General features: G+C 42.0%; 10 protein-coding genes and 2 pseudogenes. 10 read left to right on the top strand and 2 right to left on the bottom strand.

The window, feature by feature from the left end:
• Nucleotides 1-106: 106 nt before the first annotated feature.
• From ACE1CC_RS19785 to ACE1CC_RS19800, 4 genes are all read left to right on the top strand, one after another.
• Nucleotides 107-1,126: an ABC transporter ATP-binding protein gene (locus ACE1CC_RS19785; protein ID WP_413272153.1), complete on the top strand. Its 1,020-nt coding sequence runs from the start codon at nucleotides 107-109 to the stop codon at nucleotides 1,124-1,126.
• A gap of 56 nt (nucleotides 1,127-1,182) precedes the next feature.
• Nucleotides 1,183-2,067, top strand: coding sequence for an ABC transporter permease (locus ACE1CC_RS19790; protein WP_413272154.1), 885 nt, complete (start codon nucleotides 1,183-1,185; stop codon nucleotides 2,065-2,067).
• Nucleotides 2,068-2,240: 173 nt separating this feature from the next.
• Nucleotides 2,241-2,612 (top strand): hypothetical protein, encoded by a 372-nt coding sequence (locus ACE1CC_RS19795; protein ID WP_413272155.1) that lies wholly within the window; start codon nucleotides 2,241-2,243, stop codon nucleotides 2,610-2,612.
• Nucleotides 2,613-2,763: 151 nt separating this feature from the next.
• Entirely contained in the window at nucleotides 2,764-3,639 is an 876-nt protein-coding gene (locus ACE1CC_RS19800; RefSeq protein ID WP_413272156.1) for a M48 family metallopeptidase, read from the top strand.
• Between the two features lie 77 nt (nucleotides 3,640-3,716).
• On the opposite strand, the gene ACE1CC_RS19805 is transcribed toward ACE1CC_RS19800, so the two are convergent.
• On the bottom strand, nucleotides 3,717-4,154 hold the full coding sequence (locus ACE1CC_RS19805) for a peroxiredoxin (protein WP_413272157.1): 438 nt from the start codon (nucleotides 4,152-4,154) through the stop codon (nucleotides 3,717-3,719).
• A gap of 167 nt (nucleotides 4,155-4,321) precedes the next feature.
• On the opposite strand from ACE1CC_RS19805, the gene ACE1CC_RS19810 reads away from it, so the two are divergent.
• From ACE1CC_RS19810 to ACE1CC_RS19835, 6 genes and pseudogenes are all read left to right on the top strand, one after another.
• The gene (locus ACE1CC_RS19810; protein ID WP_413272158.1) at nucleotides 4,322-4,732 is read left to right on the top strand and encodes an Npun_F0494 family protein; all 411 of its coding nucleotides are present in this window, start codon (nucleotides 4,322-4,324) and stop codon (nucleotides 4,730-4,732) included.
• 155 nt (nucleotides 4,733-4,887) lie between these two features.
• Entirely contained in the window at nucleotides 4,888-6,360 is a 1,473-nt protein-coding gene (gene cobQ / locus ACE1CC_RS19815) for a cobyric acid synthase CobQ (RefSeq protein ID WP_413272159.1), read from the top strand.
• Between the two features lie 13 nt (nucleotides 6,361-6,373).
• Complete coding sequence (locus ACE1CC_RS19820; RefSeq protein ID WP_413272160.1) at nucleotides 6,374-6,610, top strand: 2Fe-2S iron-sulfur cluster-binding protein; 237 nt, start codon at nucleotides 6,374-6,376, stop codon at nucleotides 6,608-6,610.
• A gap of 145 nt (nucleotides 6,611-6,755) precedes the next feature.
• Nucleotides 6,756-6,851, top strand: a complete 96-nt coding sequence (locus ACE1CC_RS19825) for a helix-turn-helix domain-containing protein (RefSeq protein ID WP_413272161.1) — start codon at nucleotides 6,756-6,758, stop codon at nucleotides 6,849-6,851.
• A pseudogene (locus ACE1CC_RS36885) lies at nucleotides 6,829-7,198 on the top strand (zinc ribbon domain-containing protein); the annotation flags it as partial. The gene ACE1CC_RS19825 and the pseudogene ACE1CC_RS36885, both read left to right, overlap by 23 nt.
• A gap of 409 nt (nucleotides 7,199-7,607) precedes the next feature.
• Nucleotides 7,608-10,127, top strand: a complete 2,520-nt coding sequence (locus tag ACE1CC_RS19835; protein WP_413272163.1) for an ATP-binding protein — start codon at nucleotides 7,608-7,610, stop codon at nucleotides 10,125-10,127.
• 19 nt (nucleotides 10,128-10,146) lie between these two features.
• Here the strand turns inward: ACE1CC_RS19835 and ACE1CC_RS19840 are convergent.
• Nucleotides 10,147-10,345: pseudogene (locus ACE1CC_RS19840) on the bottom strand (type II toxin-antitoxin system HicB family antitoxin).
• Between the last annotated feature and the right edge of the window lie 637 nt (nucleotides 10,346-10,982).

Here is a 10,982-nt window from a genome sequence, read left to right on the forward strand (position 1 = left end):
TGCGCTTCAGCGCTAGATTTTAGCGCTGAAGCGCAACAACGTACCATCTCCCGTCCCCGCTACAATAAAATTAAAGATTGTTGCGAATTATTAAACAGGGACAACTATGGCTCCCGCAGTGATTATCCAAAATCTCCAAAAAAGCTACGGCAACACCAAAGCCGTGAAGGATGTATCCTTTCAAGTAGAACCGGGAGAAATCTTTGGTCTTTTGGGGCCAAACGGTGCAGGCAAAACTACTACAATTAGATGTCTCTGTACCTTGGCGATGCCAGATGCAGGCAAAATCGAGGTTTCCGGCATTTCCGTAATTAACAACCCCAAGCTGGCGCGTCAACGCATCGGTTACGTCGCCCAAGAAGTCGCCCTCGACAAGATTCTCACAGGAAGGGAACTGTTGCAACTGCAAGCCGCACTCTACCATTTACCGGGTAAGTTTGCCAAAGAACGGATCGACGCAATGATCGATACTTTGGGTTTGCAGGAGTACGCCGATCGAAAATCTGGCACCTATTCCGGTGGTATCCGCAAGCGGTTAGACTTGGCAGCAGGGTTATTGCACAAACCAGATCTTTTGGTTTTGGATGAACCAACGGTAGGATTAGATATCGAAAGTAGAGTGGTAATGTGGGATATTCTGCGTCAGTTGCGCGATGCGGGAACTACGGTTTTACTCACTAGTCACTATTTGGAAGAGGTTGACGCTTTAGCCGATCGCGTCGCTATCATCGATCAAGGTGTCGTCATCGCTTCCGGTACTCCTTCCCAGTTGAAGGATCGCGTGGGTGGCGATCGCGTTACTCTCCGCATCCGTGAGTTTTCCCCAATGGAAGAAGCTGAGAAAGCTAAAGATATGTTGAAATCTTTGCCGTTTGTGCAAGAGGTGATTATTAATAACGCTCAGGGTAATTCCTTGAATTTGGTGGTAACTCCGCAAAATGATGCTTTAATTGTGATTCAGCAAGCTTTACAAGCAGCAGGTTTGCCTACTTTTGGAATTGCTCAATCTCGCCCTAGTTTGGATGATGTTTATCTGGCGGCTACTGGTAAAACTTTGATGGATGCTGAGTTGGCGGCTGTTAGTAGTCGGGATTTGAAGGCTGAGAAAAAACAAAGTATGAAATAAGATTTTTTTTGAACCGCAGAGACGCAGAGGACACAGAGAGAAAAAAGAGGAAGAAAATGAGTAGTACTTTAAGTCCAAAGTCTAATGTTAGTTTTGAGTCGGGTCAGGTTTCTGAGGTAGGTTCTTCTGGGTTTTTGGGAGAGTTTATTCAGGAAACTTTGGCTTTGACTCGTCGGTTGTTTATTCAGTTGCAACGTCGCCCTTCTACTTTGATTGCTGGGGTGATTCAACCTCTGATTTGGTTGATTTTGTTTGGGGCTTTGTTTCAAAATGCACCCAAGGGTTTGTTTGGTAATGATACTAATTACGGTCAGTTTTTGGCAGCAGGTGTGATTGTTTTTACTGCGTTTAGTGGGGCGTTAAATGCAGGGTTGCCTGTAATGTTCGATCGCGAATTTGGCTTTTTGAATCGTCTGTTAGTTGCGCCTTTGGCTAGTCGGTATTCGATCGTCTTTGCTTCCGCAATCTTTATCATTACTCTTAGTGCTGTTCAGACGATCGCTATTATCGCCACTAGTGCTTTTTTAGGCGCAGGTTTACCTGATATCTTCGGTTTAACTGTGATTGCGGCAATCATTCTTTTGTTAGTATTAGGTGTCACTGCTTTAAGTTTAGGTTTAGCTTTTGCTCTACCTGGACATATCGAATTAATAGCAGTGATTTTTGTTACTAACTTACCTTTATTGTTTGCGAGTACCGCTTTGGCACCGCTTTCTTTTATGCCAAAATGGTTGCAGTTTATCTCCTCTCTCAATCCCTTGAGTTTTGCTATAGAACCCATTCGTTATCTCTATTTGCACAGCGATTGGAGTCTTGGTAGTGTAGTGATGCAAGCTCCTTGGGGTACTGTAACTTTAGCTGGTACATTACTAGTACTACTACTGCTTGATGTGGCAGCATTTTTAAGCATTCAGCCTTTATTACGCCGGAGATTTGCTTAAAATAATCTCCGTTACCCAAAGGATCGATCCAACTCTGTAGGGGCGGGTTTAGCCCAAAACTTTCAACGCAAGACAAATAAAATTTAAGTCAAAACCCGCCCCCTCGCAAGCATCTGGAGCAAACATTTCGGTAATCGATATAATCTGTTTAAATAGTGAGGAGGAAATTTAAAATGGTATTTCAGTCACTCACCAAAATAGCTTTCGGTTTATTAGCAGGAACTACTTTCTCTATTTTGGTATTGCCAGAAACAACTTTGGCTCAAAATTTGAATACTGATCCGAGTCAAGAATTTCAAAAAGATGGCGATCCACTTACTGGTGGTACAGGTCAATCTTTCAGCGTTTTTGATTTAATCCATCGCTCTAATTTGGGTTTAAATCGATCGATGGAAGATGTCACCAACGAACAAAAGGAAAATTTAGATGACGCGGCTGCTCAGTTCCGCGCCAGACAACGGCAACGTCTACAAGTTCCTGACCAATTGATCGATCGCGTAAACCCCAACACTCCCACTGAAAACACAAATAACCCAAATCAATAAGATTAACTATTGACATTTTCTTGTCGTAGGATTAATTTAGGAATTACTCCTACGACAGGGAATGAACTGCGACATCCCAAATAAATAAGGTGGAGCAAAGTTTACCCTACAAGCAAAACAATAATTTGAATTCTGCCAAGCATTAAACTCAGTGGCTAAACAAATCTTTAAAGATACCAATGTTGATAGCTATCGACATCCCTTCGATCGTCGGGCGCTGACAAATCTGGAAAAAATGCCTGGGTTGTCGCTATTACTCAAAAAGATTAATGAGTATGGTATCGATCGCTTACTAAGGCTGCAAACGCTAGGGGGAGATTTTCGAGTAACTGCTCGTAATTTCCCTCGATTGGATCAGGCATTGGTAGAGGCTTGTAAAATTTTAGATGTTGCTTCAGTCCCCGAATTATACCTGTTTCGAGGTACAGGGTCTATTTTTTCTTACGCGATCGGGGTGGAAAAGCCGATGATTGGCATTAACCTGGAGGCAATGGAGTGGCTAACTCATGAGGAACTCCTGTTTTTACTGGGACACCAACTTTCCCGAATTAAAGGCGGCTATTTAACCTATCAGCAGTTGGCAGCCGTTATGCCTCTTTTGAAAACTGTGATTAGTAGCACCACACTGGGACTTGGAGGATTAGCCGCTAATAGTATTGAGGTAGCACTGTATAACTGGATTGTCATGTCAAAATTTACTGGCGATCGTGCAGGCTTGTTAGCCTGTCAAGATGTAGACGTTGCCCTCACTGCGTTAATCAAGTTAGGTGGATTGCCCGGTGAATACATAACGGAAGCCGTAATCACTGAATTTGAAGCCCAAGCCCGCGAGTTTGATACTAGTAAACTAAGTGGGCTGGATCAAATTACCAAAATTTTCAGCTTTATGGATCACTCAAGTGCTTGGGTGGTGATGAGAGCCGCAGAACTTCTCAAATGGGTAGATTCGGGAGAATATGATGGGTGGGTGCGGTTTTATAGCTCATCAAATTCTCCTAAATTGACCGATCGCACAATCGAATTTTGACAGCCTCTTTTAGTTCCCTCAGCTTTCGTTTCGTCTCCTAAGAGAGCCGAAACGAAAGCTGAGTCTTATAGCAAAAATTACAAACCGAGTGCTGCTAAAATATCTTGAGCATGAGTCGCAGTATTCACAGAAGCGTCAACATGAATGATTTTGCCATCGCCATCAATTACATAACTCACTCGCTTGGCATAACCACCACCATCAACATCGTAAGCTTTAATTAGCTCTTTATTAGTGTCAGCCAAAAGCGGAAAATTGAGATTATATTTCGCTGTAAATGCTTGGTGCGAAGCTTCATCATCTGCGCTGACTCCTAACACCACCACATCTTTGCCTTGGTAATCTGCTTGAGCATCACGAAAACTACAAGCTTGCTTGGTACAGCCAGGAGTATCATCTTTTGGATAAAAATACAACACCACTGTTTTCCCAGCCAAGTCAGATAACGAAACAGTATTACCATTCGTGTCTTTGGCTGTAAATGCAGGTGCATCCATACCGACTGCTAAAGCCATGATTTAAGCTTCCTTCTGAGTAATCAATTGTTTCTCAATCTGGATTTTACAATATTTCACTTTTCTGATCAGAAGTAAATTTTTTAGCACAGGTAACTGCTCCAGACAAAAAAGACTTATGATAATAAATAAACATTGATTGCTCGATCCTCAACTCCAAATTATCAATGAACTCGGTAAAACAAAAAACAACTAATTCTCTTTCCTATTCTCAAAAAACCATTGAACGTGCAGAGCGATCGCTCCGTGTATCCCCTTTCCGAATGCTATTGTTTACTACCATGCGATCGCGAAGCGTAGACTTTCAAGAAATTACTGGTGTTAATGGCAACAACAACCAATTCACACAACGCCAACTCTCGGAATTAATCACAGATAACTCATTGCTGTGGCTGATTCAAGTGGGAGTTTTGCGCCGAGAAGTAGATGGACAAGGCATTACTAATAGCTTTCGTCTCACACCACTAGGACATGAAATCATCGACAACTTATCGACTCAAGGCGACGAAATACCAGCGGCTTCTTGGCGCGATCGCATTTATCACTTTTTAACTCGTTGGCTGAGATTGCCTCTTTAGATAACAAAAAGTTTTTAATTGGACTCTCTCGTACTTATGGTGGCAAGAAAACTTGATTAATTTCTGAAACACTTAACATATAAGAAATCCCCAGTCCCCAGTCCCGTAGGACAGGCATCTTCCCTGTCATCCCCAATCCCTAATCCCCAAAAATTATGAAAGCAATTATGGTTGTGGGCACTACCTCCCACGCAGGAAAATCACTCTTAACAGCTGCACTCTGTCGCATCCTCTCCAGACGTGGTTGGCGTTTAGCACCCTTCAAAGGTCAAAATATGGCTCTAAACGCCTACGTCACCGCTAATGGCGGAGAAATAGGACACGCACAAGCAGTCCAAGCTTGGGCAGCTGGCATTAATCCCGCTGTGGAAATGAATCCGATTTTACTCAAGCCCCAAGGCGATATGACTTCTCAGGTAATTATTAAGGGCAAACCTGTAGGTAGAGCCACAGCTTTAGAATACTATGAACAATATTTTCAACCAGGTTGGCAAGCAATTACTGAGTCCTTACAAGCTTTAAGTGCAGAATACGATTTAGTAATTTGTGAAGGTGCGGGAAGTCCCGCTGAAATTAACTTGAAACACCGCGATTTAACTAATATGCGGGTAGCTCGTCACTTGAAAGCTAATACAATTTTGGTTGTGGATATCGATCGCGGTGGAGCCTTCGCCCATATTGTTGGTACATTGCAATTATTAGACCCAGAAGAACGCGCCTTAATTAAAGGTATAGTTATCAACAAGTTTCGCGGACAACGCAGCCTGTTACAATCAGGTGTGGAATGGGTGGAAAAATATACAGGCATTCCCGTGATTGGGGTAATACCTTGGATTGAACAGGATTTTCCCGCAGAAGATTCTTTAGATTTATTTGAACGTCCTACTAAAAAAACTAAAGGTGATATTACAATTGCCGTAATTCGTCTCCCCAGAATTTCTAACTTTACTGATTTCGATCCCTTAGATGCAGAACCTAGTGTTAATCTCAAATATGTTAGCCCTAAACAAGATTTAGGTCATCCTGATGCCGTCATTATTCCCGGCACAAAAGCTACGATCGCTGACTATACCATTCTGCAACAAACAGGTATGGCAGGAGCAATTAAAGAATATGTTGCCTCTGGTGGTACCGTGTTGGGAATTTGCGGCGGTTATCAAATGTTAGGTAAAATTATTGCCGACCCTGAAGGACTTGAAGGTAACGATTCCCAACGTTGTGAAGCTTTGGGATTATTACCTTTAACAACGTTAATTACACCTCAAAAAGTCGTCCGTCAGCGTCAAGTAACCTCTAATTATCCTCAAGTAGGTTTACCTATTTTTGGTTACGAAATTCATCAAGGTCGCTCTCGTCAACTAGAAAGTCAAGGGACTAAACCTTTATTTGATGACCCTTATTTAGGTATGGTTGATGCCACAGAATCAGTTTTAGGAACTTACCTACATGGGATTTTTGATAATGGCCCTTGGCGACGCGCTTGGTTAAATTTATTGCGCCAACAACGCGGTTTGCATTCTTTACCAACCGGAATTTCTAATTACCGAGAACAAAGAGAAGCTGTGCTAGATGCGATCGCAGATATAGTCGAAGCTAATCTCGATTTAAAACCTATTTTACCCACTTAATTACCAATGACAAATGACCAAAATTCATTTTCTCCCCGATAATATCACCGTCGAAGCTGAAGTAGGAGAACCACTATTAAAAGTAGCAGAACGCGCCGGAGTAACCATTCCCACAGGTTGTTTAATGGGTTCCTGTCACGCTTGCGAAGTCGAATTAGAAGATGGTAATTGCATCCGTGCTTGCATCACCGCAGTTCCCCCAGGAAAAGCAGAATTGACAATTAACTTATTTGTCGATCCCGCTTGGTAAAATCAATTTATCTTAAATGTCGCAATTCATCTCCCGGTAAGCTGCGCTGTACCGGGAGATGAATTGTGACCAACAACTCAAATTGAGCGCAGCGAATCAATATAATTAATGCTATACTGTTAACAATTACCGAATTAATAGAGAGATGTTAACAGCTTTAAAAGTAAGATTGTATCCAAGTAAAGAACAGCAAATAGCCTTAGCGCAAAACTTTGGTTGCTGGATTTGGGATGCTGGTTAATTTCTTAGACTACAAACTAAAAAGAGTTGGCGGAATTCTTGTTGAAGTTGACAGATTCTTTCCTAGCACTAAGCTTTGTAATTGCTGCAAATATAAGAATGATTCTCTGACACTAAAGGATAGAGAATGAGTTTGTCCACAATGTCAAACCCATCACGACAGAGATACAAATGCAGCGAGAAATTTGCGGGAAGAAGGTATCAGAATTCTGTCAACAAATACCGTTGGGCAAACGGAATTTCAAGCTTGTGGAGAAAGCGTAAGACTCAAAGCGTAAAAGTAGAAATACTGATACTAGGAAGCGGCTTTCCGCGAAACAAGAATCTCCCGTTACAGCGTCAGCTTAACGGGAGAGTGTCAAATCCAGTTAATCAGACATACTATCCTTAAACTAAAACCTTGCTGTAGAGTAGTAGTAGAGACGTTATATATGTAGAGACGTTATATATAACGTCTCTACATATATAACATCTCTACATATATAAAGTCTCTACATTAATTTTAATCTCTCAATAATAACCAAGACAGGGAAACAACATACCCTTTTTAAATAACTAACAAGCAACTTGAGTTAATATCCAAAAATCCTCTACCTTAAGAGAGATTATTATTAAAGAAAAAGTAAGATTGAATGTAAGAAACTTTGGATATATATATATAGGGACTACCTCTGTCTAATTAAAATATGCTCATATAGCTGACCAAATTTGTCCGGTTCGCAAAAATTTTTTGACTCTAAAACTGCTGTTTTATGTTATGCACGACTTTATAATCAATCTATTTGGCTCTGGCTCATTCATTCCTCATGGTCACTGTTATCTTTGGAAACCGAGTTTAGTTTGGTTGCATTTAAGTTCTGATGCCTTGATTGGGCTTGCTTATTATTCCATTCCCCTGACCTTGTTTCACTTCGTTAGCAAGCGAAAAGACCTACCTTTCCACTGGATATTTTTGTTATTTGCAGCTTTTATTATTTCCTGCGGTACAACCCACTTTGCCTCAATTTGGACGCTTTGGTATCCTACCTACTGGTTATCCGGGGCGATTAAAGCTGGAACTGCCCTAGTCTCAATGTATACAGCTTTAGAGCTTGTTCCCCTGGTTCCGAAAGCTCTAGCATTGCCCAGCCCTGCTCAACTAGAGCAAGCAAATCAGGCATTAAAAGCGCAAATAGAGGAACGTCTGCGAGTAGAAGCTCAATTAAGGAACTTTCAAAATGAACTGGAAGCACGAGTCCAGTCACGAACAGTTGAACTGGTACAAGTCAATGAGCAACTACAACAGGAGATTGAGGAACGTCAGTGTGCAGAAGCAGCCCTGCGCGAACAAAGGTTTTTGTTGGAAACGATTCTGAAGTATGCTGCTGATGCGATAATTGTGTGCGACGCTGAAGGAAAATTAACTTTTGCCAATCCCCAAGCAAGGCGACTGGCACAGCAAGATCCAAATGGCACAAATCTTGACTTCGATCTGTTTAACTGGGGAACTGCAAAAGATGCAGATGGCAACCTGATTCCTTTAGAAAATTATGCCGTTTCCAAAGCTCTGCGGGGAGAAGTTAGTTATGCGATCGAATCACGCATGATCCGAACTGATGGCAGTTACTATGATATTTTGGTGAGTGCTGCACCCTTACTCAACAATGGACAAATTGTGGGGGCAGTAGCAAGTTTCATTAACATTAGCGATCGCAAACGCGCCGAAGAAGCCTTAAGCGCCAGCGAAGAACGCCTCCGCTTGGCTTTAATGGCAGCAAATCAAGGACTTTATGACTTGAATCTGCAAACGGGTGATGCGATCGTCTCTCCAGAATATGCTCGGATGTTAGGTTATGAACCGGAAGAGTTTCAGCAAACAAATGCTTTCTGGCGCGATCGCCTACATCCCGATGATGTAGCTTTAGTCTATAAAGTTTATGAAGATTACATTGCAGGTAAGTCCGATACATACCGAGTCGAGTTCAGACAGCGAACTAAATCAGGGCATTGGAAATGGATTCTTTCGCTCGGTAAAATTGTCTCCTGGGATAGTGCGGGTAAACCGCTGCGAATGTTGGGAACTCATACCGACATTACCGATCGCAAACGCTCCGAAACCGAACGGGAACAACTGCTGGCAAGGGAAAAAGTAGCCAGGGAACAAGCAGAAGCAGCAAACCGCATCAAAGATGAGTTTCTTGCAGTACTATCTCATGAATTGCGATCGCCTCTCAACCCGATTCTCGGTTGGGCAAAGCTGCTGCAAACTCGCCACTTCGATGAACAAAAGACCAAAGAAGCTTTAGCAACCATTGAACGCAATGCCCGGTTGCAAACGCAACTAATTGATGATTTGCTCGATGTTTCGCGCATCTTGCAAGGTAAATTGATGTTGCTCCCCAATCCAGTCGGGCTAGTTAACATTATTGAAGCTGCGATCGAAACCGTTAGACTTGCCGCCGAAGCAAAAGGTATTCAGATTCACACAAATTTTGCTCCTAATGTTGGACAAGTCTTATGTGACTCTGCCCGTCTGCAACAAGTGATTTGGAACTTGCTCTCCAATGCCGTAAAATTTACATCTTCAGGAGGCAGGGTAGAGATAAGTCTAGAAAATATCGATAATTATGCTCAAATTCAAGTTAAAGATACAGGGAAAGGCATCGCTACCGACTTTTTACCTGATGTATTTGAGTATTTCCGGCAAGAAGATGGCACAACGACTCGCAGATTTGGTGGTTTAGGATTGGGGTTGGCGATCGTTCGTCATTTAGTTGAATTACATGGGGGAACTGTTCAAGCCGAAAGCCCCGGTCAAGGACTAGGAGCTACTTTTACTGTTAAGCTACCACTAATACCCGTTTCCATTCCTTTGTTGCCGGAAAATCCACAAAACACTCAAGTTGCTAGTCTAAGAGAAATACAAATTCTGGTTGTGGATGATGAGCCGGATATCCAAGACCTCGTAACGTTTATCCTAGAGCAAGCAGGAGCAAAAGTGAGAACTGCTGTTTCAGCAGCCGAAGCACTCCAGCAAATCGAGCAATCATTACCAGATGTTTTAGTCTGCGATATTGGGATGCCAGACATAGATGGTTATATGCTAATGCGCCTGATTAGAGATTTGCCCCCAGAGCGAGGTGGAAACATTTCCGCAATTGCTCTGACTGCTTATGCCAGAGAAGTTGACCAGCAACAAGCTAAAAGCGCAGGATTTCAACAGCATATTTCCAAACCAGTTGAACCTGATGTTTTGGTGAGTGCGATCGCCTCACTGATCACGAAAAAAAGTACTTAAGTTGGTAAGTTATTGCTAATTAAGCTGCAACAGAAATTGCCTTGGCCTTAATTGATGGTTCGGGAATAGGTTGATTATCTTCTCGGAGAGTGTCGATATAAAGTGCGATCGCCTCCTTTAATATTATCTTCTGTTTCTGCCAAAGTTTTACCTGTCGAAATACAACCAGGCAAATCAGGAACATAAGCAGAATAGTTACTACCAGCCCATTCAAAAATTACAACATATTCTTTCCTGTGTTTTCCTTTTCATTTTAAATTGCCTGATTTTTGATGGTATGCTATATTTTTTGTTTGCCTCTTTTAATAGCTCTTAGTTTAGGTTCTGTTGCCATAAAGCATAAGCTGTGGAGCATTTAAATCACTTATTAACGAGTAGGGTGCGTCAGACGGTAAAGCCTTATATAGAAAGGAAAATATGTAAATCTGACGCACCCTACAATATGACTTTTAAATGCTCCACAGCTTACTAGGATTAAACTTCTTACGTTGTTGTTTGATCCATCCTCCAAGCTTGGTTTAACTGTAATGCTAGCAATTCGACCCTCACAATCAACCTCAAACCTTTTCCAACCGTTATCCACCGTTTCAACATTGGTGGGGAAGTCATTAATTTTGATGGTAAGTTCCAATTTTCCTGCGACTGTCATAATTATTCCTTTTAGACGATCGAATTAATTCTCCGTTACTCATTATCGACGATTTGATTGCCTGACTGCTCTGAAAAACCTATCCAAACCTAACTAAACTTGTTAATTTGATGTGGTGTTTTCTTCCTGCTTCAACCAAGGGTGTCGGCACCAACTTGTCCACAGGCGTTAAGTTCAGGTCGAGCCGACCTTACTTTTTCAGGTGG

The sequence above is a fragment of the Floridaenema aerugineum BLCC-F46 genome (assembly GCF_041929345.1).
In the GTDB taxonomy this organism is placed as follows: Bacteria; Cyanobacteriota; Cyanobacteriia; order Cyanobacteriales; family Aerosakkonemataceae; genus Floridanema; species Floridanema aerugineum.

Coding starts and splice junctions, on each gene's coding strand:
- ACE1CC_RS19785 (WP_413272153.1), top strand. CDS start 107: ATGGCTCCCGCAGTGATTATCCAAAATCTCCAAAAAAGCTACGGCAAC.
- ACE1CC_RS19790 (WP_413272154.1), top strand. CDS start 1,183: ATGAGTAGTACTTTAAGTCCAAAGTCTAATGTTAGTTTTGAGTCGGGT.
- ACE1CC_RS19795 (WP_413272155.1), top strand. CDS start 2,241: ATGGTATTTCAGTCACTCACCAAAATAGCTTTCGGTTTATTAGCAGGA.
- ACE1CC_RS19805 (WP_413272157.1), bottom strand. CDS start 4,154: ATGGCTTTAGCAGTCGGTATGGATGCACCTGCATTTACAGCCAAAGAC.
- ACE1CC_RS19810 (WP_413272158.1), top strand. CDS start 4,322: ATGAACTCGGTAAAACAAAAAACAACTAATTCTCTTTCCTATTCTCAA.
- cobQ (WP_413272159.1), top strand. CDS start 4,888: ATGAAAGCAATTATGGTTGTGGGCACTACCTCCCACGCAGGAAAATCA.
- ACE1CC_RS19820 (WP_413272160.1), top strand. CDS start 6,374: ATGACCAAAATTCATTTTCTCCCCGATAATATCACCGTCGAAGCTGAA.
- ACE1CC_RS19825 (WP_413272161.1), top strand. CDS start 6,756: ATGTTAACAGCTTTAAAAGTAAGATTGTATCCAAGTAAAGAACAGCAA.
- ACE1CC_RS19835 (WP_413272163.1), top strand. CDS start 7,608: ATGCACGACTTTATAATCAATCTATTTGGCTCTGGCTCATTCATTCCT.